Origin of the sequence: Burkholderia sp. KBS0801 (assembly GCF_005937855.2) — a bacterium.
Lineage (GTDB): Bacteria > Pseudomonadota > Gammaproteobacteria > Burkholderiales > Burkholderiaceae > Burkholderia > Burkholderia ambifaria.
In genome coordinates this window covers 2,381,558-2,406,769 of sequence record NZ_CP042178.1, presented here as the reverse complement: position 1 = coordinate 2,406,769, position 25,212 = coordinate 2,381,558, and the positions used below count along the sequence as shown (strand labels likewise).

Below are 25,212 nucleotides of genomic sequence, written 5' to 3'. Positions count from 1 at the left end.
ATCGGATGCACTTTTGCGGGACAGGCGGCCCTCGGCGGCCGGGCTTGGATGAAACAGGAAACACACACGAAGGGGAGCGCGCCCGATACGCGCGAGCGCATTCTGCAAACGGCGAGCGCGCTGTTCTATCGGGAAGGGACGCGGGCGGTCGGCGTGGATTTGATCGTCGCGCAGGCGGGCGTCGCGAAGACGAGCCTGTATCGGCACTTCGCGACGAAGGACGACCTGATCGAGGCGTTTCTGCTGCGCGAGGATGCGGATTTCTGGGCGCACTGGGACGCGGTGGCCGCGCGGTACCGGCGCACGCCGCGCGAGGAGCTGGACGCGCAGCTGCAGTGGATCGGCGAGCGCATCGAGCGGCCCGGTTATCGCGGCTGTCCGCAGATCAACATCGCCGCGGAGTATGCGGACGCCAATCATCCGGCCCGCAAGGTCGCCGTCGCGCACAAGCAGGAATTGCGGCGCCGGCTGACGGAACTGGCGAGCGCGATAGGGATCGACGAACCGCAGACTTACGCGCTGCGGCTCGCGACCGTCATCGACGGCGCGCTCAGCAGCGGGCACGCGCTGCACGCGCACGGCCCCGTGCGCTTCCTGCAGGAGTTCGCGCAACTGCTGATGCCGGCGAAGGGCAGGAAATGAAGCGCCGGCGGTGCCCTGCCGCGCACGGCTTCAGCCGCGCGTAGCCGGGTCTTCCGACAGCAGGCGCAACTGATCGCGCAACACATCGACTTCTCCGGCCGCGAACGGCTGTTCGATCTCGGCGTGCGCCTGCTGCCACAGCGGAAACGCGTCGGTCAGCAGACGATGGCCGGCCGGCGTGAGTTCGAGCAGGCGGCTGCGCTTGTCGTCCGGATCCTGCACGATCGTGACCAGCCCGCGCCGCTCGAGTGGTTTCAACGCGGCGGTCAGCGTGGTGCGATCCATCGCGAGCAGCGACGCGACCGATTTCATCGCGGCCGGTTTCGGCCGGTTCAGCGACATCAATAGAGAAAACTGGCCGTTGGTGAGATCCAGCGGACGCAGCACATCGTCGAAGATGCGCGCGAGATTGCGCGCCGCGCGCTGCATGTGCAGGCACAGGCAGCAATCGCGCACCATCAGCGTCGTTTCGAAAGGAAGCGTTTCATTGCGTGCCATGTTGCAATTGTGTTGATATCAACCTATCGTGTCAAGGGCGAGGAGCGGCAGCCCGCCGTTCCCGCCATCGGACGGAGGAAGCATGAGTGCGCAACAGCAGTTGTATCTCGCGGTTTTCCTCGGCAGCAAGGAGAGCCCGGCCATGAAGGCGTGGATGGCGCTACCGGAGGAGGAGCGGCGCACGCGGGAGAATGAAGGGATCGCCGCTTGGCATGCGTGGGTCGACCGGCATCGCGACGCGATCGTCGAGCTCGGCGGGCCGCTCGGCAAGACCAAGTCCATCGGCAAGGGCGGCATCACGGACACCGCCAATGCGCTGAGCGGCTTTACCGTCGTGCGCGCCGCATCGCACGATGCTGCTGCCGCGCTGTTCGAAGGCCATCCGCATTTCACGCTGTTTCCCGGCGACACGATCGAGGTGATGCCGGTGCTCGCGGTGCCCGGTATGTAAACGATGAACGCATGAACCATGCGCCGCAGCCTGCATGGAGACCAATTCCCGACAACCTGGATGGAGACACTGCAATGAAGCTTTACGGATTTGCCGGCACCCGCACGCAACGCGCGCTGTGGGGGCTGAAGGAACTGGACGCGGATTTCGAATTCGTGTCGGTCAACCTGCTCGCGGGCGAGCACAAGCGGCCCGAATTCCTGCACCTCAATCCGGCCGGGAAGGTGCCCGTGCTGGTGGACGGCGACCTCGTGATTCCCGAGTCGGCCGCGATCGTGCTGTATCTCGCGGACAAGTATCCGGAGAAGCAATTGCTGCCGGTCGATCTTGCGCGGCGTGCCGAGGCCTATCGGTGGATCATGTTCGCGGTGACGGAACTCGAGCAGCCGCTGTGGCGCATCACGCGGCATACGTTCATCTATCCGCCCGAGAAGCGCTCGCCGGCCGATATCGAACTGGCGCGCGAGGATTTCAACGCGATGGCCGTGATTCTCGACAAGCATCTCGAAGGGCGTGAATTCATCGTCGGCGATACGCTGACGGTGGCCGATTGCGTGACGGCGTATCTGATCGACTGGGCGAGCGAATGCAACCTGATCGAACCGTTCCCGCAACTGCGCGCGTATCTGGAACGGTTGTATGCGCGGCCGAAGGCGCCGCAGCGGATTGCGGAGGCGCGCAAGGCGGCGTGAGCGGGTGGTTGATCCGGCTTGACCGCGGGTCAACCACGAACATTGTTGCGAACTGTTGCCATTCGCTGGACGAGAACGTGGCCATCCTTTATCCCTCAGCTTCCACAAAAAAATCCGTGGCTGAGAGAAAAACATGGCTCGACAACGAAGTGCGCACGGTGCGCTCGCGCAATGGATAACCGGCCGTCAGTCGTATTTCCTGGAGGTGCCGGGGGCGCCTCGGGCGCAGGATCTGTCGATTATGTCGTTCGCGCTCGACGAGCGGCTCGGCGAGCCCTATCGAATCGACCTGACGCTGACCAGCCCGGCTCCGCTCGCGCGTCCGGACTATCTCAATCGCCCGGCGATCTTCACGATCGAGCCGGCAGGAGCGGCCGGCGCCGCCGATGCGCTGCGTACCTTCGCCGGCTGCATCACCGCATTCGGCCAGATTCGCAAGACCCACGATTTCGTGTCGTATCGCATCGTTGTCGAGCCGTTCGTCGCTCGCCTGCGTCTCGTCGAAACATCACGCATCTACCAGCAGCAGTCCGTGCCCGAGATCATCGAATCGATCCTGAGGCGGCACGAATTCCGCTCCCATCAGTTCTCGTTCAAGCTGCGGCGCGCCTATCCGCGTCTCGCGTTCCGCATGCAGTACCGGATGTCCGACTGGGACTACATCAGGTTGCTGATGGAACAGACGGCCTTGTTCTGCTTTTTCCGTGCCGGGCAGCATGGCGACGAACTGCATTTCGGCGACGACGTCGATGCCTACACATATCGTCCGGATGTCGTGATTCCGTATCGCGAGGCAAGCGGACTCGAAACCGGTCACGAAGCCGTGCTGTCGCTCGAGTCGCTGAGCGAAACAATTCCGCAGTCGGTGAAGGTTGCCGATTACAACCCGGACAAGGCCTACGACCGCTTCAATGCCGAAGTGAATATCGTTCGCGACGATCCGACGACGTGGGGCCGGCATTACGTCTTCGGCACGCATCATCTGGACGGCAACGAAGCCCGGCACGAAGCGCAGTTGCGTCACGAAGCCGCGGTTGCGTGGCAGGTCGTGTATTCCGGCACGAGTTCGGTGGTGGATTTCGCCCCGGGGCTCGTCGCGAAGCTCGACGAGAAGCCGGCCGATGCGCCGCACGGGATCGTCATCATTGCCGTGCGTCACGAAGGCGGTCGGGATGCGTCGTACATCAACACGTTCGACGCGATTCCCAGTGGCCGGCCGTTCCGCCTGAAGCTCGACGAACGGCGCTGGCCGGCAATCGCCGGCACGCTGTCGGCGCGCGTTACGGCGCCGGATGCTTCGCCCTATGCGCATCTGACGAGCGCTGGCCTCTACACCGTACGATTCGATTTCGACTTCGACGACTGGGCGGCAGGTGGTGAATCCGTGCCGCTCAGGCTGGCCAAACCATTCGCTGGGGACAACCAGACAGGCTTCCATTTCCCGCTGCTCGTCGATACGGAGGTGGCGGTTGCGTTCGTGGGTGGCGATCCGAATCGGCCTTATATCGCGCACGCACATCATCACAGTCAGGCGGCCGACCTGGTGACGAGCCGGGACGAATTCAATACGCGCAACGTGATCCGCACGCGGGCCAACAACAAGCTTCGTTTCGAGGATCGGAAAGGACGCGAAGGCATCAAGCTGTCGACGGACTACGGCGGCAAGACTCAGGTCAATCTCGGCTATCTCGTCGACAGCCGGAAAGCGACGCGCGGTGAAGGGTTCGAGGTCAGGACCGACGAGCGCGGGGTACTGCGTGCGGGCAAGGGGCTGTTCCTGACGGCCGATGTCCAGTCGAACGCGGGCGGACAGGCTTTCGACATGACGGCGGCCCGCCAGCAGCTCGACGCGGCCCGGTCCCGCATGCGCAGCCTGGCAGAAGCGGTCGAGAAGGCTCGGGCAACGGTGGCCGCATGCGACGCACAGCAGGCGTTGCTCGAATCGCAGATCAAGGATCTCGAAGCGGCTGTGGTGCTCGCGTCTGCGCCACACGGCGTGGCGATCACCAGTGGCGAGCATATGCAACTGGCGGCCGGCGGACATCTGTTCACGACGACGGGCGGCAATGCGGATGCGGCGATCGGCGGCAATTTCACGGTCGCGGCCGGCAATGCGGTATCGATGTATGCGAATGCGCAGGGGATGAAGCTGTACGCGGGCGCCGGCAAGGTCGACGTGCAGGCGCAGGCAGACGCGCTCGAACTCACGGCGCTGAAGGGCGTGACGATCGCGAGCACGTCGGATGCGGTGACGCTGAATGCACAGAAGGCGCTGACGTTGATGTGCGGCGGTGCCTATATCAAGCTCGAAGGCGGAATCGTCGAGATCGGCAGTGCGGGCGAGATCCGGGTGAAAGGGCCATTGAGCGTCGGGCCATCCGCGACCCTGAGGCAGGCGTTGCCGCTGATGCCTGAGCAGGAACAAACCGGCATGCAACTCTGGCATGCGTACCCGAATGGCGAGCCGGTGAGGAACGCACCGTATCGCGTGACGTTTTCGGATGGTTCGTGGCGCGAGGGCCGGCTCGATGCCAACGGCAGGGCTACGGTCGCGAATGTGCCGCGTGACGGCGGCGCGGTCGAGTATCTCGAAGAAGACCACGATATTCAGGATAAGGCGCGCAAATGGGTCGACCCGAAAGGGACGGCGCTATTTGCGGCGGTCGGTCGCGAAGCCGGCCAGGCGGTGCCTAGTCTCGTCGGGGCCGTGATGGCGGCGGTGGTGCCGGAAAGCGACGCAGTCAGGCAAGGACTGGATGCGGCTGCCTCCATCGGGGCGGCAACATCCGGCGTCGCGAAAGGCGATGGCGCCGTGCTTGCTCGAGCCGCACTCGAACCGGTCGGGCAGCCGGTTGCGAATGCCGCTGCCAATCGTGCGACAGCCTCGGTATCGGATGTCACGCCTGCGCTCGTCAAAACCACCGTGTCGCGTTGATTCACGCTCCGCGTTTTTTCCCGTTCTAGACAGATAACAACCATGACCGGAACCGCCGCACCTTCTACCCCACAGCGCCAGATTCCTAAGGCACTTCTTCAGAATGCCGAAGCACGGCGCGTCATCGTCGGTCCGGTTCCCGCGCCCGGGACGTCTCCAACGCTGATCTCGGCCGACGCCGAATCGGTCGGCAATCACGGCCTCGAAATCTTCGTGCAGTGTCTGTACATGGTGCCGTTCGTCGGCAATGCGATGTCGCTGTACGACGTCGGCGTCGATATCTACCGGATCTGCAGCGAGCCGCGCGGCACCACGAAGGTGCTCAATTGGGGGATCCTCGCGATCGATGCGATCGGCGTCGTGCCAGCGGCGGGCAACGCGACGCGGCCGGCGCGCGCGGTCGTCAAGGAGGTGTTGCTCGCGTTCGCGAAGGGCGCGGGCGCGGCGATGCTGGTCGATCTATTCTGGGCGACGGCCGGTGGCGACGTGCTTGCGTTCATGGCCGAACTCGACGTGTCCCTCGCGCAATGGAAGACCGACATCGTCGCAGGCGTGCGCGAAGCCGCGCGCACGGTGCGCCGCTTCGTGCTCGATCCCGTTTCCGTGGCCGAGCAGATGGGACGGGTCAAGAAGAACACGGGCTTCCTGTCGTGGGTGCCGTCGACGGAGGAGATCGCGCTCGTCGGCATTGATCAGTTGCTCAAGGTGTCGGGGCAGCGCGACGCGATCGTCGCGTGGCTGGACGCGTTCGATCGCGACACGGGGCCGATGCTCGACCGGGCGTTCGGCAGCGTGGAGGAAGCCGGCAGTCTGCTGTTCATGGCCGGGCAGATCATCGCGGAGATCAAGGCCCGCAAGGCACGCAGGATCCCGTCGCATGTGGCGCAGGCCGCGCCGGGCACGATGCGCGAGCCGCACAGGAAGCCAGGCGAGCACCGTGATTCGACGCAGAAAGGCGCGGCGCCGAGCCCGCTGCCGGCGAAGAACGGATGCGGGTGCCCGAAAACGACGACTCCGAAGCCCGTCAATTACGCGATGGGCGACGAGAACCTCGAGCAGACCGACTTCGTGCTGGACGGCGTCGTGCCGATCATGTGGACGCGACGCTACCGGTCGAGCCTCGCGGCCTACGACGGGAGCGCGCTGGGCGCGCGCTGGAGTAGCGCGTATCACCTGTCGCTGGAGGAACGGGATGGAAGGTTGACGTTCTTCGATCCCGATAGCCGGGCGGTGCCGTTGCCGCCAGTCGGTATGGGGGAATCGGTGGAGGTGCCGGCCGAACAGTTCACGGTGACGCGGCTGGATGGGCGCCGCATTCGACTGAGCTATCCCGACGGCAGTCGAGAGGATTACGAACTGCATGGCTTCATTGCATCGGCTCGCTACCGCCTCATCTCCCGCACGAACCGCGACGGCCTCGGCCTGAGCTTCACCTACAACGCAGCCGGTGAACTCACGACGATCAGCGATGGCGTGGCCAACGCGATTCGCATCGACTACGTCGACGGCCGCGTGTCGGCGATCTACCGCGCGGGCGTCCCTGGCCTCGCGAACGAAGCACTCGCGCACTACACGTACAGCGCCGAAGGCGACCTGATCGGCCACGTCGACATGCTCGGCTTCCGGCGCACGTATGCGTACGAGCAGCACCTGCTCACGCGCTATACGGAATTCAACGGCAATCCCGCGAATCTGACGTGGGACTGGCCGGGGCGACGCGAAGGCGTGCCGGCGCCGGCCGATGCGCGCTGTGTGCGCACCTGGTACGGCAGCGAAGGGCAGCACGTCCAGGACGACACGCGCTTCGAGTACCACCGTGAACACTGGTACACCAAGGTCACCGATGCGGACGGTCATGCCACCACCCACCGCTACGACTTCCACAACCGGATCGTGCTGGTCGAACACCCGGATGGTTCGACCGAGTCCTATGAATGGGACGAACTGAACCGTCTCATCGGCACCAAGAACGCGCTGGGTCACACGCAAACTTTCGCTTACGACGCGCAGGGGCGCCTCACTGCCGAAACCGATGCGCTCGGCAATACGACGCGCACTGAATACGATGCTGCCGGTCTGCCCGTCACGGTAACGACCGCGGACGGCCGCGTCACCCAAACCGAATACGATCCGCTCGGCCGCCCGGTCTCGGTGACGGATGCGTCAGGTCGTACGACCCGCTACGCATGGGGCGTCCAAAGTGAGCTGCTGTCGTTGACCGACCCGAAGGGCGGCGTGAAGCGCTTTCGTTACGACCACGGAGGACGGCTGGCGGAGGCGACCGACTGCTCCGGCCACACGACGTACTACGGATACGACGAGCGCGGTCATCTGTCGCGGATCACCGATGCAGCGGGGCACATTACGCTGTACAGCTGCGATGCGCGCGGACAGGTCACTGGCGTCACGCATCCGGATGGCACCGAAGAGCGCTTCACGTGGGACGGCGAAGGCAACCTGCGCACGTACCGCGACGGCGCGCGCCAGATCACCGAATACATGTTCAACGCGCGCAGGCAGCCGATCTGGCGCAAGGACGCCGCAGGCCGGGAACTGGCGTACGGATACGACCGACAATGGCGGCTGGACACGCTGACCAACGAGAACCGCGACCAGATGCGGTTCAGCTACGACCAGTTGGGGCGCCTCGCCGAGCAGACGGACTTCGATGGCGGCACGACCCGCTACCGGTGGGACGACACGGGGCAACTGATCGGCTCGCAGACCGGTGATATCGACACGAGCTACGCGCGCGATCCGCTCGGCCGCCTGACGCGGCGGGAGCTGAAGGGCGCCAGCGGTCGCGCTCAGGTGATCGAGCGTTTCTATTACGACGCTCGTGGTCGGCTGACAACCGCGCAGGGTTACGGCAGTCGCGTGACCCTGCACTATGACGACGCCGACAACCTGATCGCGGAAGAACAGACGATCTACCCGGATACCGACAGTGCCTATACGACCGTGACCCGGCATGAATATGACGTGCTCGGCAACCGGATCCGCACGCAACTGCCGAATACGCGGACGATCGACTGGCTGCGCTACGGCTCGGGTCATCTGCATGGCGTACTGCTGGACGGCCAGCCCCTGGTGGATTTCGAGCGTGACGCGTTGCATCGCGAGACCCACCGTCAATATCGGCATTTCGAGCAGCGGCGCGAATACGATCCGCTGGGCCGGCTGAAACGGATGATCGTGCGTCACGACGTACAAAGGACGTTACCGAAAGACTGGATCGTCGGGCGCGAGTTGCGCTACGACGCGGCGGGCCAGTTGACGCGCATCGACGACCGCACGCGCGGCGTCACGGATTACACATACGATCCGACCGGGCGTTTGCTGAAGGCGACGACGCTGGATTTGAAGGAGGTGTTTGCGTTCGATCCGGCGGGCAATCCGGTGGATCCGGAGAATATCCTGCCGCGCCCGAGCGAGGAAACGATCGAGTCTGTCACGGCGCGGATGCAGCGGCAGATGGCGCAGGATCGCGCGTGGTGGGACGCCCATCCGGGCGAACGATTGCCCGACGAGCAACTCGCGAAGCGCTTGGGGATCGCTGAGGAGTTCAATGCGCTGACCAGTTGGTACGACGCGCTGCCGAAGTGCGTCGGCAATGTGCTGAAGGAACTGAACCGCACACGCTACGATCACGATGCGCAGGGCAACCTGGTGCGCAAGACTGAACCGGGTGGGGTGACGTGGCTGTACGAGTACGATGCGGCGAACCGGCTCAAACGGGCCGATCGTTACCCGAAGCCGCCGGTGGCGGATGAGGTTGACCGGATCGAGCGGACGCAAAGCGGCGTGACGTCGATACCGGGTACGGTGCGCCCGGAGTTACGCGTGAGCTTCACCTATGACGCGTTCGGCCGTCGCCGGTTGAAGGAAGTGGCGAGCAAGAGCGGTAGCGTCGATCGAACGGTGTTCACGTGGGACGGCGACGTGCTGTTGATGGAGGAGCGATTCCACGTCCCGCCGCCGCAGTTGGGCGAGCGCGATCCGCTCGCACATCGCGCGCCGCAGGTGGTACGTGAGGATCCGGATGATGCGTACTCGGTGCCGGTGGCGCAGCGGGTCCATACGCTCGGCGAGCGGCGGCAGTGGCAGGGCGCGTCGCTGTACCTGCACGAGCCGGGCACGTTCGTGCCGCTGGCACGGCTGGACGAGACACTGGTGGAGGCGGCGTTCGTTGAAACGGGCACGGACGGTCGGTTCGTGCAGGTGCCAGCGAAGACGCGGCATGCGACGCTGTTCTACCAGAACGATCATCTGGGGACGCCGCAGGAACTGCTGGATGACACGGGGAGGGTGGTGTGGCTGGGGCGGTATCGGGCGTGGGGCGGTGAGAAGACGGTGTGGCGGGAGACGCCGGAGCCGAATGAAGTGGCGAACGCGATCCGGTTTCAGGGGCAGTATCACGATGCAGAGACGGGGCTGCATTACAACCGGTATCGGTACTACGATCCGGGGAGTGGGCGGTTTGTTAGCAAGGATCCGATCGGGCTGGCGGGTGGAATCAACGCATGGCAATACGCGCCTAACCCGGTTGGGTGGATTGATCCGTTGGGGCTTTCTGCGGCATCCGATCTACCTCGGGTGAAAGGACGAAGTGCGCCACGTGTAGGATCGGTGCTGAATGATGCGGGCTTTGCCAAAACGAAGGACAATGGCTTGAACGAGACTTGGAAGCATGCGGATGGATCGGAGGTTCGGGTTCATAAATACGGAAACAAGTGCCTTTGTCCTTATAGGTCGGGAAATAACGCGCATGTTCACAAGGAAGATCCCGCTGGGAATCAACTTAATGATCGTGGACTTGTATCACTAGATCCAAATGAAACGCACATTGGTATCCGTAACCCTGCTGATCTGCCAGCTGTTCGAGGGAGGCCGCACGGATCATGAGCTACGAATATAGATTGGTGTTTGACGACGCTGTTTCAGCGCAGCTTGTCATCGATTCACTGAAGTCGAGTGACGCCTGTGTCAAAGCGCAAGCTCAGGAAGTTTGCCTGAAGGACCGAGGCCTACAGACGTTGGCTGAGTATGATGCTAGGTTGACAAAAGAGAGTGATCGAGCACTATGGCTTGAAGTTAATTTTAGATCGTCTAATTTGTACAATTTAGTGCAAGGAGCATTGAGCAGCATGGTTGTTAGATGCTTCGAAGATGGGGATTGGGACGATGAAGTAACGCTGCAGGAGGCGTTTCGCATCAAGCAGTAACTAACTACAAGGGCCGCGTTAGCGGCCCTCCTTGTAGTTAGCGAGGTTAGCGGCGATCCGGGCCAATGGTGATCTGCACGACGCGGCAGGCCAGTTGACGCGCATCGACGACTGCACGGGGGGCGGCACGGATTTACACATATGATCCGCCCGAGTATTTGCTGAAACCGACGGCGCTGGGCGTGAAAGAAGTATTCGCAAACCGCGCTTGGATCAAATCGTGAAAAATAGATGAAACTAACTCTTAAGGATTATGGTGGGCACGTTGTAGGTGAAATCATTGTGACCTCCGCACTTGGAAAGGGCATGCGTGGCGAATTCTCGCCTACTCCACGTTTTGCTACCTATGCATCATTGTTTGCAGAATTCGAGCAGGCGGCGAATGATCAGATTTTGGTGGAAATAGACCGGCTGGAAGTTGAGATTTACAAACTTGGATTCTATGTGGTCGGTCCGCATCCTCAAGACCTAAGGTATGAAATAGAAGACTTGCAAATAATGAAGGAGGGTATCAGTTTTCAGTTTTCAAGTGGGGTCGAAATATAATTGACATTCTTATCGTAGTTCGTTTTCTACGACCCGAACGGCAGGCGATTCGGCGAGACGAAAATGGGTTGCTAAAATGAGCGGTTTAATAATTGAGTTGCAGCGCTGGTATATGTTCCAGTGTGATGAGGTTTGGGAGCACTCATATGGTGTGGAGATTGTCAATGTCGACAACCTCCCTGTGAGCCTGAGGTACATTCAGGACAGTGCCCAGCATGAGACGATCCAACCAAATGAAAGCATGTCTTCATGATTACCGAGCCCCACTTGGGTCAACTCGCGAAAAATGGGTGAAGCGATGACTGTCGAACTAGACCGAGTGTTGGACAATGCATTGCGCGACGCCTTGGAAAAAAACGGTGAGCTTGGTTTAATGCGAGCCATTATTGTGAAGTATCGTGATCAAGGATTTGGCTCTGATTCCGTTTATGCACTTCTAGACGCAATGAGGAATGGGGCGGCAGAGGAATGCGAGAATAAAATTCTCGAGCTGATGGATATTGTTTCGGGTTTCTGTCGCCCCGATATGCGAGGTTGGTAGACGTGTTGCACGGTATGGGTGCTACGCTGCCGAACAGCAGGCGATTCATATCGAAGGATTCGATCCGACCGATCGTCTTAAGAATGTCTACGACACCTCGCCGGACCCGCCGAGCGCTCGACAAAGCATCGACAAGTCATGCAGCGTGAGATGTGCGGAAGGCGCTCGTTGCCGAACGTGTTCCCCGTCCGGATGCGTGTCGCGCACCACCCAAGCCGCCTGAAGCCCCGCATTCAACGCGCCGACGACATCGAGGTGGTAATCATCCCCGACATGAAGCAGTTCCCCCGCGGGCACGCCGAGCGTCGCGGCGGCCGCATGAAAGATCTCCGGCTCGGGTTTCGCGAAGCCGAACGCACGCGCGCTGAGCGTGTCGCGGAAGAACTCGCCGCCGCCCGTCAGCCGAAGGTCCGCATTGCCGTTCGTCACCGCGATCAGCGGAAAGCGCGCGCTCAGCCATGCGAGCGCCGGCAATGCATCGTCGAAGAACTCGACCTGGTTCCGCGCGGAATAGAACACGTCGTATGCGCGCTCGGTCAGCGTGACGTCTTCGTTCGCGCGTTCCAGCGCAAGCCGGATCGAGCCGATGCGCAACGCACGATAGTCGCCGACGAGATCCGGCCGCAAGCGTTCGTATTCGTCGCGCAACTGGTTCAGTGCCTGCGACGTGGGCAGCACGTGCGCGGTTTCGGGCGCGTGCGTGAGCAGCCACGCATGCAGCGACGCCTCGGCCCGTTCGACGGAGGGTCCGAACGGCCACAGCGTGTCGTCGAGATCGAACGAGATGGCGGAAACGTTGTTCAGGTGCATGGCGACGGAAGATACCACGCAGTCGCCGCTCACCACGGCCACGGGATGGCGCGCCCCGCGCCGCGCTCGACAGCGTGCCGATACAGGAAACGCGCGACGGTCAGGTCCTGCAGCGCGAGCCCCGTCATGTCGAACACGGTGATCTCGCTCGCCGCGCGATCGACCGACACAGCCCCGGAAAGCACGTCGCCGATTTCAGTGCGCGGCAAATCCGGCGCCCACTGACACTCGCCGATGCTGCGCGCCTGCTCGTGATCGTCCACGAAAATCCGCGCACGCTCCAATACGCGGTCGGGAAGTTCGCGCTTGCCGGCGGTATCCGCGCCCACGCAAGTCAGGTGCGTGCCGGGCTGCACCGCATCCGCATCGAACAGCGGGCCGCCGCCCGGCGTCGCCGTGATGACCACGTCGCTGTCGGCCACCGCCTCGTTGCGGTCTCGCGCGACGCGGATGTCGCAGCGTTCGCGAAATGCCGATTCGAACGCCGGATCGACTTCGCCGCTGACGTTCACGTACTGCACCGAGCACCGTTGCGGCAGCAGCCTGATCGCATAGTCGAGCTGGACGCGCGCCTGCACGCCGGTGCCGAACACGCAGATGCGCGTGCTGTCGCGGCGGGCGAGCGCCTGCAGCCCGAGGCCGCCTGCCGCCCCGGTCCGGGCCGTGGTGATCGCGTTGCCGTCCATGATGCAGAGCGGGCGGCCGGTGGCCGGATCGAACAGCGCGATCGTCGCCTGATGCGGTTCGCCACCGCGGCCGCGATTGCCGGGCCAGAACCCGGCAGCCTTGAAACCGAGCAGATCCTGGCTCGCGACGTCGCCCGACTTGATTCCGAATACCCCGCCGGTATGCAGCTTCTCGCGGACGACCGGGAACACGCGTCCGGCGCGCCGACTATGCAGCACGAAGGCCTCGCGCACGGCCGCCGTCACTTGTTCGGCTTGAAGGGCCGGTTCGACCACGTCGCGGTCGAGAAGAAGGAGTTGAGCGTCTGTCGGCATGGTGGGCGAGCCTGTGGGGCGATGCGAATCGCAATGTTTATAGTTTGTATAGATATAGACAAACTGTCAATTCGGTCCGAGTGAAGAGTCGGGCATTGGATCGCCGCACCGGCTACCGTGCTCTCGGCGCTCACCACCCGTAGAAGCGCGGCCACGTCTCGACCGTGCCGTCGCCGCTCAGCGCGTGGTATTCCGGATGTTGCGCACCGGTGGCGCATGCGTGATTGGGCAGGATCCGCAAACGCGTGCCGATAGGAAACCGCTGCGCGACGCGCGTGTCGGGCGTATCGATGCGCGACACGATGCCGTGCTCCTGATTGGCCGAACTCATCACGTACTCGCCGAGCACGTCGCCGTCTTCGGTACACACCTGTCCGTAGCCGAAATCCCGCGCCTGCCGCTGGGTGCCGCGATCGCGGCTCATCGCCATCCAGCCCGCGTCGATGATGGCCCACCCTTTTTCTTCCTGGTGTCCGATGACGGTGGTCAGCACCGACAGCGCGATGTCGGCCAGCGCGCACACGCCGATGTTGTGCATCACGAGGTCGAACAGCACGTAGACGCCTGCACGGACTTCCGTCACCCCGTCGAGGTTCGTCGCGGACAGCGCGGTCGGCGTCGAACCGATGCTCACCACCGGGCAGGGCAGGCCGGCCGCCCTGAGGCGATCGGCGGCGTGCACGGTGCGGCCGCGCTCCTGTTCGGCGATCGCGACCAGCGCGTCGTGCGTGTCGTATTCATAACTGGAACCGGCGTGAGCGAGCACGCCGCCGAGCGCCATGCCGCCGTCGACCAGCGCGCGGCCGACGTCGATCAGCAGACCGTCGTCGGGCCGAATCCCCGAACGGTGGCCGTCGACGTCGACTTCGATCCACACGTCGAAGCGCTCGCCGTGCTCGCGCCCGAATTCGGCGATCGAGTTCGCGGTTTGCAGGCTGTCGGCGACGATCTTCAGGTCGCAGCCCTGGCGGCGCAGCGCCAGTGCCTGACCCAGCTTGGCCGGAATCATCCCGACTGCATAGACGATGTCGCGCACGCCGGCCGCGAAGAACTGTTCGGCTTCCTTCAGCGTCGACACCGTGATGCCCTGCGCGCCGGCCGCGATCTGCGCGTCGACGACCTGCTGGCATTTGGTGGTCTTCACGTGCGGCCGGAACTTGACGCCCAGCGTGCCGAGATGCGCCTGCATGCGCGCGATGTTGTTGCGCATGCGATCGACGTCGATCAATGCGGCGGGGGTGTTCAGGGGGGGTATGCCCATGGTGCGTTGCCTCGGTGGGTTGCCGACAGCGAACACTGTAGGGCGATCGGCCGGCCGCGTGTTTAATGCATGCCAAATCGATCATTAAGCCGCATTTAATCGTGGAAAGCCGCTCAGGCCTTGCCGCGCCATGGCGGCGGATCGAGAAATTGCTTCGCGGCGTCGAGAAAAACCCGTTGCCGCGCGGAGCGGCCGGTGCGCGACGGCAGCAGCGCGGTCACCGGTGCGGGCGGCAGATGCCAGTCGGGCAGCAGCCGCACCAGCTTGCCGTTCGCGAGCAGCGGCGCGACGTCCCATTCCGAGCGCTCGACGATGCCGAGCCCGGCCAGTGCCCAGTCGGTGATGACGGTGCCGTCGTTCGACGAAAGCGCGCCCGAGACGCGGATCACCGCGGTTCGCCTGGCTTCACCCTGGTTGTCGCCGGGCTGCGAGAAGTGCCAGCGCGGGACGTCCTCGTCGTTCTCGCGCAGGCACAGGCAGTCGTAGCGGGAGAGGTCGGACGGATGGTTCAGTTCGCTGATGCGACGCGCGTAACCGGGGCTCGCGCACAGGAAGCGCTCGTTGGGTGCGAGCGGATAGCCGATCCACGACGACGACTTCAGGGTGCCGACATGCACGACCACGTCGGCGCCCGACGCGCTGCCCAGCGGGCTCTCCGACAGGTACAGCGAGATCTCGAGCTTCGGATGCGCGCGCTGCACGTCACGCACGATCCGCGCGACGTACTTGCGTCCGAAGCCGAACGGCGCGACGACGCGCAGCGTGCCCTGCACGTCGCCGTGATCGCCCGAGATGTTGACCGGCAGTGCCTCGACGCGCTCGAGAATCTCGACGGCTTCCTGATACAGCCGCTGGCCCTCGTCGGTCAATGCGATGCCTTTCGGCTGTCGCACGGCAAGTCGTACGTCGAGCCGCGCCTCCATCCGCTGCAGGCGGATCGTGACGGCGGGCGGGGTGAGATCGAGCAGACGGGCAGCGGATGCCAATGAGCGCGACGCGCCGATCGCGCGGACGAGTCGAAGGTCTTCGAGATCGAGCATTGCATATCTCTTAATGCTGGCGTTGCGCAGCATTAAACAACACATCGCGCGAAGACGATAGCGCTACCCGGCATCAACCGACATGCGGCTTCGTGCGCATCATGCGCCAAGCCCGAAAATCAACGAACGATGCGCGCCCACGCCGGCGGCGACGCCCGATGCCGACGCGAACGTCGCATTCGTCATCAGGCTCGACGCATCGCCCGCCGCGAACACGCCGGGAATGCTCGTCTGCTTCCACGTATCGACGCGGATCGCCACGCCGAGCGGCCCTTCGTCGAATGCACAGCCGAGCTGTTGCGCGAGATCGCTCGCCATCTCCGTACGCGCGCCGATGAACAGCGCATCGATCGGCACGACCTGCCCGTCGGCGAGTCGCAACGCTTCGATACGCGGTGCGTCGCCGAGGATCTCGACGACCGGCGACCGCTCGATGCGCACGCCACGCGCGTCCAGCAACGCGGCTTCCTCTTCGTTCGGTTCGACTATGCGTTGCGTGAACCACGTCGTCGGCCCCCAGTCCGGAATCAGGATCGCCTGATGCACGGACAGCGGATGCGTGGCCAGCACGCCGAGTTGCCGATCCGACACCTCGTACCCGTGACAATACGGACAATGCAGCACGCTGACGCCCCAGCGTTCCGCGAGCCCCGGCAGCGCGGGCAATACGTCGCGGATGCCGGTCGCGAGGATCAGCCGGTCGGCGCTGGCGCGGCTGCCGTCCGCGAGCGTCACGTGAAAGCAGCCGCTCGCGTCGCGCTCGGCGGTGCGCGTTTCGCCAGCGATCCGCTGCACGGTCGGATAGGCCGCGAGTTGCGCGGCGGCGTCGGCGACGATCCGCGCCGGCGGCTTGCCGTCCTGCCCGAAAAAGCCGTGCGCATGCTCGGCGAAACGATTACGCGGCTGCCCGGCATCGATCACGAGCACGCGCCGTCGCGCGCGCGCCAGTTGCATCGCGGCCGACAGCCCGGCAAAGCTGCCGCCGATCACGATCACTTCATGATGGTTCTGCATGTGTTCACCCCTTTCCGGAATCCGTGCCAACGAAGAACGCGCTTCGATGGCGCGTCAACTCATGAAACGCGAGAAGTTGCATGATAGGTCGATGGTATCATTCACGCAACTTCAGGAGTTTCGAGAGTGGGAGCCCTCCGGCGATGAGAACCGATAGCCGTTTGTCGCGCATGCTGCATGCGCTGATCCACATGGACCAGGCCGACGGCCCGCTGACGTCGGAGGCGATCGCGGCGATGCTGGGCACGAATCCGGTCGTCGTGCGGCGCCTGCTCGGCGGCTTGCGCGACAGCGGCTATGTGCAGTCGGAAAAAGGCCACGGCGGCGGCTGGGCGCTGGCTGTCGCGCTCGACGACATCACGCTGCTCGACGTCTATCGCGCGGTGGGCGAGCCGCCGGTGTTTTCGGATCTGGTGTCCGAGGATGCGCCCGAATGCCTGGTCGAACAGGCGGTCAACGCGCATCTGTCGGCCACGCTGAAAGAGGCCGAGGCGGTACTGCTCGCGCGCTTCGGCGAGGTCACGCTCGGCATGCTGTCACGCGATTTCGAAGCGAAGGCGGCGCGCCGTCGCAAGCCGCGCTGACGCGCTGCAACATCGCGGCCGGCCGTAGATGGCCGGCAGTCCGACGTAATCCGGCGCGGCGCGAAACCGCCGCACCGCCGTGTTCTGTCCCCCGACTTCTGCCCGATTTGCCCGCCACAGGGCAAAATACGGGTTTTCCGCACCCGAGAGGGCGCGTCCGAATCACGCGCCGGGCGGCGGCAGTGCGCAATCGCACGCCGTCGCCGGGCGCCCAGGCAAGCTGCTCGCCGCGTCGCGAGCCCACAGGAGTCCAGATCCCATGCCCGAAACCAACCTGTCCTTCTTCGGCCGGCTGTCGCTGGCCGTCGGCACGTTCTTCTCCGTGCTCGGCAACCGCGAGTTCGCGGCCGGCGTGCTGCGCCTGCGCGACGGCGCGCCGGCACCGGTCGCCCCGGCGCCGGTCGCGCCGACCCCCGCCGCGGCGCCGGCACCCGCGCCCGTGAAGACGCCGGTGCCCGAGCTGCGCGAAGCGAGCCCGCAAGCCGCGCTGCAACTGCTCGGCCTGCTGCAGCGCGATGCGCGCTTCATCGACTTCGTCGAGGAAGACATCGCCGGCTACGCGGACGCCGACATCGGCGCCGCCGCCCGCCTCGTGCACGACGGCTGCCGTGCCACGCTGCGCGAACACTTCACGATCGTGCCGGTGCGCGATGAAGCCGAGGGCAGCCGCGTGACGCTGCCGGCCGGCTTCGATGCGACGGCCGTGCGCGTGACGGGGAACGTGGTCGGCGCGGCGCCGTTCACGGGCACGGTCAGCCATCGCGGCTGGCGCGTGGCCGACGTGCGCCTGCCGAAGCTGACGGGCAGCCACGACGCATCGGTGGTCGCACCGGCGGAGGTGGAACTGTGAGCGATCCGCGCTATTCGATCGGTATCGACCTCGGTACGACCCACTGCGCGCTGTCGTACGTCGACAGCGCCGCGAGCGACGGCGAACAAATCACGCAGCAGGTGCTGCCGATCGCGCAGCTGACCGCGCCCGGTGCGCTGGAGTCGCGCGACCTGCTGCCGTCGTTCCTCTATCTTCCGCATGAAAGCGAGCTGACGCAGGGCGACCTGACGCTGCCGTGGACGGACTCGCGCGACTTCGCGGTCGGCGAGATGGCGCGCACCCGCGGCGCGGGCACGCCGATTCGCCTCGTGTCGAGCGCGAAGAGCTGGCTGTGCCACCCGGGCGTCGACCGCCGCGCGGCGATCCTGCCGAGCGATGCGCCGCCCGAAGTGGCGCGCGTGTCGCCGCTGGAAAGCTCGATCCGCTACCTGACGCACCTGCGCGAAGCGTGGGACCACGCGCATCCCGACGCACCGTTCGCCGACCAGGACGTGACGGTCACGATCCCTGCGTCGTTCGACCCGGCCGCGCGCGAACTGACGGCGGAAGCCGCGCGTGCCGCCGGCTACTCGCGGATGACGCTGCTCGAGGAGCCGCAAGCGGCGCTCTACAGCTGGATCCAGAAGAGCGAAGGCGGCTGGCGCAAGCAGGTGCAGGTCGGCGACCTGATCCTGTGCGTCGATGTCGGCGGCGGCACGACCGACCTGTCGCTGATCGCGGTGGTCGAGCGCGACGGCAACCTGGAGCTGCATCGCGTGGCGGTCGGCGAGCACATTCTGCTCGGCGGCGACAACATGGACCTCGCGCTCGCGCACGTGGTCGCGCGCAAGCTCGCGCAGCAGGGCACGCAGGCCGATCCGTGGCAACTGCGCGCGCTGACCTACGCGTGCCGCGCCGCGAAGGAAACGCTGCTGTCCGACCCGACGACCGACGCGGTGCCGCTCGTCGTGCCGAGCCGCGGCTCGAAGCTGATCGGCGGGTCGATCCGCACGGAACTGACGCGCACGGAACTCACGCAGACGATCCTCGAAGGCTTCTTCCCGCAGGTCGACGCGGCCGCGCGTCCGGTGAGCCGCGCGCGCGTCGGCCTCACGCAGCTTGGCCTGCCGTATGCGCAGGACGCGGGCATCACGCGCCATCTCGCGGCGTTCCTCGGCCGCCAGGTCGCGGCGCTCGACGCGCTCGAAGGCGTGCAGCGCACGCTGCCGCAAGGCGCGACGTTCCTGCATCCGACCGCCGTGCTGTTCAACGGCGGCGTGTTCAAGTCGGCGCTGCTCACGCAGCGCGTGCTCGATACGCTCAACGGCTGGCTCGCCGCCGAAGGTGCGCCGGCCGCGCGCCTGCTCGAAGGCGCGGACCTCGATCTCGCGGTCGCGCGCGGCGCCGCGTATTACGGCTTCGTGAAGCGCGGCCGTGGCGTGCGCATTCGCGGCGGCACGGCGCGTGCGTATTACGTCGCGATCGAATCGGCGATGCCCGCGGTGCCGGGGCTCGAACCGCCGGTGCAGGCGCTGTGCGTCGCACCGTTCGGGATGGAGGAAGGCTCGGATGCGGCGCTGCCGCCGCAGGAGTTCGGGCTCGTCGTCGGCGAACCGGTGCAGTTCCGCTTCTTCGGGTCGTCGGTTCGCCGTCAGGACGAGGTCGGCACGCTGCTCGACTACTGGTCGGCGGAAGAGCTGCAGGAGCTCGAGGAAATCCAGGCCACGCTGCCCGCCGAAGGGCGCACGGTCGGCGAGATCGTGCCGGTGAAGCTGCATGCACGCGTGACCGAAGCCGGCACGCTCGAGCTCGAGGCGATCCCGAGCGGGACGGACGAGCGCTGGAAGGTCGAGTTCGACGTGCGCGGCGCTGCCTGAGCGCGATGAAGCGCTATACCGTCGGCATCGACCTCGGCACGAGCAACACGGTCGTCGCATACGTCGAGGCCGGCTCCGACGCGATCCGCGTGTTCGACGTCGATCAGCTGGTCGGCCCCGGCGCGGTGGCCGCGCAGCCGCTGCTGCCATCGGTGCGCTATCACCCGGCGGCGGGCGAGCTTCCGCCGGACGCGCTGCGCCTGCCGTGGGCGGCTGCTCCGAAGGCCGGCGCGGCCGCGGCCGACGTGCCGCCGGCCGTGATCGGCCGTTATGCGCGCACGCTCGGCGCACAGGTGCCGGGCCGGCTCGTTACCAGCGCGAAGAGCTGGCTGTCGCACGCATCGGTCGACCGGCTCGCGGCGATCCTGCCGTGGGGCGCGGCCGACGGCGTCGACAAGGTGTCGCCGGTCGACGCGAGCGCGAGCTATCTCGCGCACGTGCGTGCCGCGTGGGATGCCCGCTTTCCCGATGCGCCGCTCGCGAAGCAGGACGTCATCCTGACGGTGCCGGCTTCGTTCGACGACGGCGCACGCGCGTTGACGGTCGAGGCTGCCAAGCGCGCGAAACTGCCGGCGCTGCGCTTGCTCGAAGAACCGCAGGCCGCGTTCTACGACTGGTTGTACGGCCAGCGCGCGACGTTGCGCGACACGTTCGCCGCCCAGCGCCGCGTGCTGATCTGCGACGTCGGCGGCGGCACGACCGATCTCACGCTCGTCGATGTCGCGCCCGGCGACGAGGGCGCACCGACCTTCACGCGCGTCGGCGTCGGCAATCATCTGATGCTCGGCGGCGACAACATGGACCTCGCGCTCGCGCGCCTGGTCGAGCCGCGGCTGACCGAGCCCGGCACGCGGCTGTCCGCCGCGAGCCTGTCGCAGCTCGTCGAACGCTGCCGCGCCGCGAAGGAGCGGCTGCTCGGCGACGACGCGCCGGCGTCCGTCACCGTGACGCTGCTCGGCGCGGGCAGCAAGCTCGTCGGCGGCGCGCGCTCGGCGGAGCTGACGCGGCAGGAAGTCGAACAGGTCGTCGTCGACGGTTTCTTTCCGCAGGTCGACGCGGGCGAGCTGCCGCGCCGTGCGCGGGCCGCGATCGTCGAATTCGGCTTGCCGTATGCGAGCGACCCGGGCGTCACGCGCCACGTCGCCGCATTCCTGCACCGTCATGCGGAAGGGCCGCTGCCCGACACGCTGCTGCTCAACGGCGGCGTGTTCCGCGCGGGCGCACTCGCCGGCCGCCTCGCGCAGACGCTCGGCGCATGGCGCGGCGCACCGCTCGACGTGCTGCACAACGCGCATCCGGACGTGGCCGTCGCGCGCGGCGCGGTGGCGTACGGCCTGGCGCGTGCCGGGCATGCGCCGCGCATCGGCGGCGGCTCGGCGCGCAGCTATTTCCTCGTGCTCGACGACGGTGCGGGTGAGAGCGCCGCCGCGCCGCGCGGCGTCTGCCTGCTGCCGCGCGGTGCCGAGGAAGGCCGCGAGATCCGGCTCGAGGAGCGCACCTTCGCGCTGCAGCTCGGGCAGCCGGTGCGTTTCCACCTCGTGTCGACGGTGGCCGACACCGCGTACCGGCCCGGCGATCTCGTCGAGCTGGACGGCGGCGATTTCGTGCGGCTGCCGCCGATCGCGACGGTCGTCGACCGGCAGGCCGGCGGCGACGCACGCGAAACGCCGGTGAAGCTCACGGCGTCGCTGACCGAGGTCGGCACGCTCGAGATGCACTGCATCGCGACCGACGATGCATCGCGGCGCTGGCGGCTCGAATTCCAGTTGCGCGGCGATGCGCCCGCGCAGGGCGACGGCGCCGCGCTGGCGCGCCATCCGCGGCTCGATCACGCGATCGAGCTGATCGACCGCTCATTCGGCAGCAAGGCCGCCGACGTCACGCCGAAGGAAACGCGACGGTTGCGCGCGCAACTTGAACAGGTGCTCGGCCCGCGCGACGAGTGGGACGTCGCGCTCGCGCGCGAACTGTTCGACGCGTTGCTCGCACGGGCGCGTCGTCGGCGGCGCTCGGCCGATCACGAACGCGCATGGCTGAACCTGGCCGGCTATTGCCTGCGCCCCGGCTTCGGCCATCCGCTCGATGCATGGCGCATCGAGCAGCTGTGGCCGCTGTTCGACGACGGGATTCAATACGTGAACGACGCACAGGTGTGGTCGGAGTGGTGGACGCTGTGGCGGCGCGTGGCCGGCGGCCTCGACGACGATGCGCAGACCCAGGTGCGCGACGCGATCGCCTTCCTCGAACCGTCCGACGACAAGCGCCGCAAGCTGCCGTTCGACCCGGCCAAGGTCGGCCCGGCCGACATGACGCGCTTGTCCGCGTCGCTCGAACGGTTGCCGGTCGAGCGCAAGGTGGAACTGGCCGAGCGATTGATCGTGCAATTGCAGAAGCCGGCCGAGCGCACGCTGTGCGCGTGGGCGCTCGGGCGGATCGGTGCGCGCCGGCCGTTCTACGGCAGCGCGCACAGTGTCGTGCCGGCCGGGATCGCGAACCGCTGGCTCGACGCGTTGTTCGCGCTGGACTGGAAGCAGGTCGAACCCGCGGCCTTCGCGGCCGCGCAAATCGCGCGGATGACGGGCGACCGCGAACGCGACTTGCCGGACGACACGCGCGAAGCGGTGATCAAGCGGCTGTCGGCCGCGAATGCGTCGGCGGCGTGGATCGACATGGTGCGCGAGGCGATCGCCTTCGACGAAGCCGACACGGCGCGCGTGTTCGGCGAAACGCTGCCGGCCGGGTTGAAGCTGCTGGCCGGTTGACGCAAGGGCGCGGGGCTTCGATCCGGTTCGCAGATCGAAGCATCATCCTGTCGAGTCGGGTCGTGCGTCGCGGCCCGTCTCTGTCTCTCAGGCATGCGACACGAGTTCGCGTTGCCTTTCCCCCGATTCGATTTCCTTCACGTCACGGGTTGCCGCGCGCCGCGCGAGGTGAACGCCCGCGAGCATGCAGCGCACCGAGCCACCGGCCAGCTCGATCGTCGGCACGTCGAGCGGCAGCAGCCGCGCGGAGCGCTCGATCGTCGCGCGTTGCTCGCCGGTGAGACAGTCGAACGCACGCCGCGACAACGCGAGCACGCGCCCGTCCCTGCCCGACAGTTCCAGCGTATTGCCCGCGAAGTTCGCGATCTGCGCGTGATCGAGCGCGATCACCGTGCGACCCGTTTCGGTCAGACGTTGCGCGATCTCGTCGCGGCGGCGCCGATCCGCGATCAGGTCGAGGCCCACCATCGCGAATTCGGTGGCGACGCTCATCATCACGTTCGTGTGATAGATCGGCTTTCCATTCGCGTCGGCCGTGTCGAAGCAGATCGGCTCGAAGTTGAAATTCGTGCAGAAGCGCTCGAGCGCGACCGGATCGGCGCGGCGCGAACGCGCGGTATACGCGATCCGCGCGACGTGATCGAGCACCATCGCGCCCGTGCCTTCCAGGAACACGTCGTCGTATTCGAGCCCCGAGTAGTCGATCACGTCCTGCACGCGGTACTCGGCCTTCAGCATCTCGATCACGTCGGCGCGCCGTTCGCGGCGGCGGTTCGCGCTGTACATCGGATACAGCGCGACGTGCCCGCCGGGATGCGTCGAGAACCAGTTGTTCGGGAACACGGAGTCGGGCGTGTCGCGCTCGCCGTGGTCGTCGAACACGTGCACGCGTACGCCCGCATCGGCGAGCGTTTGCGCGGCGGCCGTGACCTCGTCGCGCGCGGCGGCCGACACCGACGGCGGGCTGCCCGCGCCGTTGCCGGCCGTGCGCTGAAAGGCGTTGTCGGCCGCGGTCTGCGGGTTCGGCACGAAGTGGTGCGGCCGGATCATCACGACGGCGGACGGCGCCTGGATCGATACGAGATTCATGAAAGGCGGAAGCGAAGGGCGGGAGAGCGGGCGGCGCACTGGCCGCCCGCGGAAATCGATCAGCGCGCGAACGCGGCGACGGCTTCGGTCACGAACGCCGCGTGACCCGGTGCGATCGCGGCCGGATCGTCGATCAGCGCGAACAGGTTCTTCGGATCGACGGCCGGCGGAATCAGCGCGATCTCGACGCCCGCGTTGTGCTGCTGCGCGAGCGCGTACAGGTAGCGCAGCGCCGAGTAGTCCTCCAGCGCGAAGCCGACCGAGTCGAACACCGTGACTTCGTCCGCGCGTTCGCGGCCGCTCGTCTCGCCCTGCAGCACGCGCCACAGTTCGGTCACCGGGAAGTCGGCCGGCATCTGCTGGATCTCGCCTTCGATGCGCGACTGCGGCTCGAATTCGACGAACACGCGGCCCGCCTGCAGCACGCCGGCTTCGAGCTCGGTCTTGCCCGGGCAATCGCCGCCCACCGCGTTCAGGTGCATGCCGGGCTCGATCATGTCGGCCGTGACGATCGTCGCATAGGCCTTGTCGGCGGTGACGGTCGTCACGATGTCGGCGCCGCGCACGGCATCGGCGGTCGACGCGGCGCGCACGATGCGCAGCGCCGGATACGCGGCGAGGTTCCGCACGAGCTTGTCGGTCGCGAGCGGATCGACGTCGAATACGCGGATCTCCTCGATACTGAGCAGCGTGTGGAACGCGATCGCCTGGAATTCGCTCTGCGCGCCATTGCCGATCAGCGCCATCGTGCGCGAGTCGGGACGGGCGAGGGCCTGCGCGGCCAGCACCGAGGTCGCGGCCGTGCGCAGCGCGGTGGTCAGCGTCAGTTCGGCGAGCAGCAGCGGGTAGCCGGTGTCGACTTCGGCGAGCGCGCCGAACGCCATCACCGTATGCATGCCGCGCGCGGCGTTCACGGGATGGCCGTTCACGTACTTGAACGCGAACAGCGACGCGTTCGCGACGGGCATCAGCTCGATCACGCCGTCGCGCGAGTGGCACGCGACGCGCGGCGACTTGTCGAAGTCGGCCCAGTGCAGGTAGTCGGCGCGCAGCGTGTCGACGAGTTCACGCAGGAACGTCGTGACGCCGGTTTTGGCGATCAGCCGGGCGGTGGCGGGAACGTCGAGGAAGCGAGTCATCGGTCTGTCTCCATTGTGTTGCCGGTACGCGTGTCCGGCGTTCTGGTCGAGCGGGCGGGCGTGTCGGCCCGGGCCCCGGCTCCATCAAAAGCGGCGTGGCAGCGTGGGCTGCCGGTCGATGAAGTCATTATTTCCGGGAGTCGAGCCAACAAAAAGACGGCAAAAGTGGCAGATTCCTCGATAGACTTGACAAATTGCTATGCCGATTCGGCAATTTGTTCGATTCATGTGGGTCGGAATGCGTGCTCTCCGGCACGTTGGCGGTCCGCTCACGTCTCACGTTCAACAGGAAGG

At 65.9% G+C, this 25,212-nt stretch carries 21 protein-coding genes; 13 read left to right on the top strand and 8 right to left on the bottom strand.

Translation table 11 applies throughout. The annotated features are described in order from the left end of the window. Positions 1–48 precede the first annotated feature (48 nt). Positions 49–642, top strand: a complete 594-nt coding sequence (locus tag FFI87_RS27655; RefSeq protein WP_138849992.1) for a TetR/AcrR family transcriptional regulator — start codon at positions 49–51, stop codon at positions 640–642. Positions 643–672: 30 nt separating this feature from the next. On the opposite strand, the gene FFI87_RS27650 is transcribed toward FFI87_RS27655, so the two are convergent. Continuing rightward, the gene (locus tag FFI87_RS27650) at positions 673–1,140 is read right to left on the bottom strand and encodes a MarR family winged helix-turn-helix transcriptional regulator (RefSeq protein ID WP_138849993.1); all 468 of its coding nucleotides are present in this window, start codon (positions 1,138–1,140) and stop codon (positions 673–675) included. An 82-nt stretch (positions 1,141–1,222) separates the two neighbouring features. Between FFI87_RS27650 and FFI87_RS27645 the strand changes: the two genes are divergently transcribed. The 8 genes from FFI87_RS27645 (at position 1,223) to FFI87_RS27610 (ending at position 11,530) form a co-directional block, all read left to right on the top strand. After that, positions 1,223–1,591, top strand: coding sequence for a YciI family protein (locus FFI87_RS27645; protein ID WP_138849994.1), 369 nt, complete (start codon positions 1,223–1,225; stop codon positions 1,589–1,591). A gap of 74 nt (positions 1,592–1,665) precedes the next feature. Next, positions 1,666–2,283 carry a glutathione S-transferase family protein gene (locus FFI87_RS27640; RefSeq protein ID WP_138849995.1) on the top strand — a complete coding sequence of 206 codons (618 nt, stop codon included), beginning with the start codon at positions 1,666–1,668 and terminating at the stop codon, positions 2,281–2,283. A 133-nt stretch (positions 2,284–2,416) separates the two neighbouring features. After that, positions 2,417–5,218, top strand: a complete 2,802-nt coding sequence (locus FFI87_RS27635; protein WP_261378590.1) for a type VI secretion system Vgr family protein — start codon at positions 2,417–2,419, stop codon at positions 5,216–5,218. Between the two features lie 42 nt (positions 5,219–5,260). Next, on the top strand, positions 5,261–10,123 hold the full coding sequence (locus tag FFI87_RS27630; RefSeq protein WP_138849996.1) for an RHS repeat-associated core domain-containing protein: 4,863 nt from the start codon (positions 5,261–5,263) through the stop codon (positions 10,121–10,123). Next, on the top strand, positions 10,120–10,443 hold the full coding sequence (locus tag FFI87_RS27625; protein ID WP_012365368.1) for a hypothetical protein: 324 nt from the start codon (positions 10,120–10,122) through the stop codon (positions 10,441–10,443). Before FFI87_RS27630 ends, FFI87_RS27625 begins: the two co-directional genes overlap by 4 nt. A 231-nt stretch (positions 10,444–10,674) precedes the next feature. Then, on the top strand, positions 10,675–10,989 hold the full coding sequence (locus FFI87_RS27620) for a hypothetical protein (protein ID WP_138849997.1): 315 nt from the start codon (positions 10,675–10,677) through the stop codon (positions 10,987–10,989). A gap of 76 nt (positions 10,990–11,065) precedes the next feature. Then, on the top strand, positions 11,066–11,242 hold the full coding sequence (locus FFI87_RS35400) for an Imm53 family immunity protein (protein ID WP_138849998.1): 177 nt from the start codon (positions 11,066–11,068) through the stop codon (positions 11,240–11,242). A gap of 33 nt (positions 11,243–11,275) precedes the next feature. After that, a complete protein-coding gene (locus tag FFI87_RS27610) occupies positions 11,276–11,530 on the top strand; it encodes a hypothetical protein (protein ID WP_144594407.1) in 255 nt (84 codons plus the stop codon). An 87-nt stretch (positions 11,531–11,617) separates the two neighbouring features. On the opposite strand, the gene FFI87_RS27605 is transcribed toward FFI87_RS27610, so the two are convergent. The 5 genes from FFI87_RS27605 to FFI87_RS27585 form a co-directional block, all read right to left on the bottom strand. Beyond that, positions 11,618–12,340, bottom strand: coding sequence for an HAD family hydrolase (locus FFI87_RS27605; RefSeq protein WP_138850271.1), 723 nt, complete (start codon positions 12,338–12,340; stop codon positions 11,618–11,620). Between the two features lie 29 nt (positions 12,341–12,369). Next, the gene (locus FFI87_RS27600; protein ID WP_138850000.1) at positions 12,370–13,341 is read right to left on the bottom strand and encodes an ornithine cyclodeaminase family protein; all 972 of its coding nucleotides are present in this window, start codon (positions 13,339–13,341) and stop codon (positions 12,370–12,372) included. A gap of 130 nt (positions 13,342–13,471) precedes the next feature. After that, positions 13,472–14,602, bottom strand: coding sequence for a DSD1 family PLP-dependent enzyme (locus tag FFI87_RS27595; RefSeq protein ID WP_138850001.1), 1,131 nt, complete (start codon positions 14,600–14,602; stop codon positions 13,472–13,474). Positions 14,603–14,715: 113 nt separating this feature from the next. Then, the gene (locus FFI87_RS27590) at positions 14,716–15,642 is read right to left on the bottom strand and encodes a LysR family transcriptional regulator (protein WP_186381738.1); all 927 of its coding nucleotides are present in this window, start codon (positions 15,640–15,642) and stop codon (positions 14,716–14,718) included. 99 nt (positions 15,643–15,741) lie between these two features. After that, positions 15,742–16,656, bottom strand: coding sequence for an NAD(P)/FAD-dependent oxidoreductase (locus tag FFI87_RS27585; RefSeq protein WP_138850003.1), 915 nt, complete (start codon positions 16,654–16,656; stop codon positions 15,742–15,744). A gap of 143 nt (positions 16,657–16,799) precedes the next feature. On the opposite strand from FFI87_RS27585, the gene FFI87_RS27580 reads away from it, so the two are divergent. The 4 genes from FFI87_RS27580 to FFI87_RS27565 all read left to right on the top strand — a co-directional run bounded on the left by FFI87_RS27580 (position 16,800) and on the right by FFI87_RS27565 (position 22,690). After that, positions 16,800–17,240, top strand: a complete 441-nt coding sequence (locus FFI87_RS27580) for an Rrf2 family transcriptional regulator (protein ID WP_138850004.1) — start codon at positions 16,800–16,802, stop codon at positions 17,238–17,240. A gap of 259 nt (positions 17,241–17,499) precedes the next feature. Beyond that, entirely contained in the window at positions 17,500–18,090 is a 591-nt protein-coding gene (locus FFI87_RS27575) for a DUF2760 domain-containing protein (protein WP_138850005.1), read from the top strand. Further along, positions 18,087–19,928: an Hsp70 family protein gene (locus FFI87_RS27570; protein ID WP_138850006.1), complete on the top strand. Its 1,842-nt coding sequence runs from the start codon at positions 18,087–18,089 to the stop codon at positions 19,926–19,928. Before FFI87_RS27575 ends, FFI87_RS27570 begins: the two co-directional genes overlap by 4 nt. Before the next feature lie 5 nt (positions 19,929–19,933). After that, a complete protein-coding gene (locus FFI87_RS27565) occupies positions 19,934–22,690 on the top strand; it encodes an Hsp70 family protein (RefSeq protein WP_138850007.1) in 2,757 nt (918 codons plus the stop codon). 87 nt (positions 22,691–22,777) lie between these two features. Here the strand turns inward: FFI87_RS27565 and ctlX are convergent, their stop codons facing one another. Then, on the bottom strand, positions 22,778–23,779 hold the full coding sequence (gene ctlX / locus FFI87_RS27560) for a citrulline utilization hydrolase CtlX (RefSeq protein WP_138850008.1): 1,002 nt from the start codon (positions 23,777–23,779) through the stop codon (positions 22,778–22,780). A gap of 59 nt (positions 23,780–23,838) precedes the next feature. Further along, positions 23,839–24,918: an ornithine cyclodeaminase gene (locus FFI87_RS27555; protein ID WP_138850009.1), complete on the bottom strand. Its 1,080-nt coding sequence runs from the start codon at positions 24,916–24,918 to the stop codon at positions 23,839–23,841. Between the last annotated feature and the right edge of the window lie 294 nt (positions 24,919–25,212).